The sequence below is a fragment of the Marinobacter bryozoorum genome, from assembly GCF_023156245.1.
GTDB classification, from domain to species: Bacteria; Pseudomonadota; Gammaproteobacteria; order Pseudomonadales; family Oleiphilaceae; genus Marinobacter; species Marinobacter bryozoorum.
In genome coordinates, this window is the sequence record NZ_JAKZAH010000108.1 from 1 (window position 1) to 1144 (window position 1144).

A 1144-nucleotide genomic window follows, 5' to 3' on the forward strand; every position below is an offset into this window, starting at 1 on the left:
ATCGCACTATGCCTGGTGAAGCGGGATCTTGACCAAGCATTGCATAAGACACTGCAACAGTCAGATCGAACCCCTCTCATACATCCGCTGCTTTGACATTTTCCTGATGAAACGCCGACAAAGCCATGACACCGGATTGGCTAATCTATCGGTTCGTCAGATCAGGCCGGAGCTGCCGGTTGTCATTTTGGCTGTTTCCCCTATGAGCAAACTTTTACCCGTTCAATTGCAAGGATTCATCGCTGCCGGTGGCCTTGCCACACTATTCCACTGGTTTGTCATGGCGGCTCTGATCGGCGCAGGGCTTGACGCCACGCTGGCCACCGCAAGCGGAAGCCTGTCCGGCGCAGTTATGAATTATGGGCTCCAGCGTCGCCTGGCATTCCGCAATGCCGGCCCTCACCGTCTGACCGCCTGGCGCTACCTGGCGTCCTGCCTTTTCGCTTGGCTGTGTAATCTCGCTTTTTTCTTTTTACTCAATCACATCCTTGCCTTGCCGGTCACGCTCTCACAGCTTGTCACGACAGGGCTCGTTGCTGCTCTGAATTACATCGTCTACAAGAGGCTGGTGTTTTATGAACAAATCCCTTGATTTCCACGTCGGGCCGCCGGATGACCGCCTTATCTCCCTGGTGATACCTGTGTATAACGAGCGAGTCATGCTGCCGCTGTTTTTTGACCGGGTACTGCCCGTGCTTGCCGCGCTCAACCTGCGTCACGAAATTGTGTTCGTGGACGATGGCAGTGAGGATGGCAGCGCCGGTTACATTCGTAATGAGATAAAGCGAACGCCTGGCCTCCGCCTGGTCAAACTGAGCCGGAATTTCGGCAAGGAGGCGGCGGTAACGGCGGGACTGGAGCATGCCAGGGGCGAGGCAGTGATCGTTCTGGATGCGGACCTGCAGGATCCGCCTGAGCAGATCCCCGCCATGATCGAATCCTGGCAATCCGGGGCAGACGTTGTGCTGATGCAGCGCCGTTCCAGGGCCGGGGAAACCGCATTCAAACGCTGGAGTGCGCACCTCTTTTACCGGTTGCTGAACCGGACCAGCCGGACCGATATTCCGGTGGATACCGGCGATTTCCGGTTGATGAGCCGTAAGGCCGTAGACGCGATACTGACTCTGAACGAACGTAACCGGTA

At 56.6% G+C, this 1144-nt stretch carries 2 protein-coding genes; both read left to right on the forward strand.

Features of this window, described 5'->3' with window-relative positions:
• The first annotated feature begins 106 nt into the window (after positions 1-106).
• On the forward strand, positions 107-592 hold the full coding sequence (locus MLC59_RS19740; RefSeq protein ID WP_248237305.1) for a GtrA family protein: 486 nt from the start codon (positions 107-109) through the stop codon (positions 590-592).
• Positions 576-1144: glycosyltransferase family 2 protein (locus MLC59_RS19745; RefSeq protein WP_248237306.1), on the forward strand; the 569-nt coding region annotated here is incomplete at its 3' end. The genes MLC59_RS19740 and MLC59_RS19745, both read left to right, overlap by 17 nt.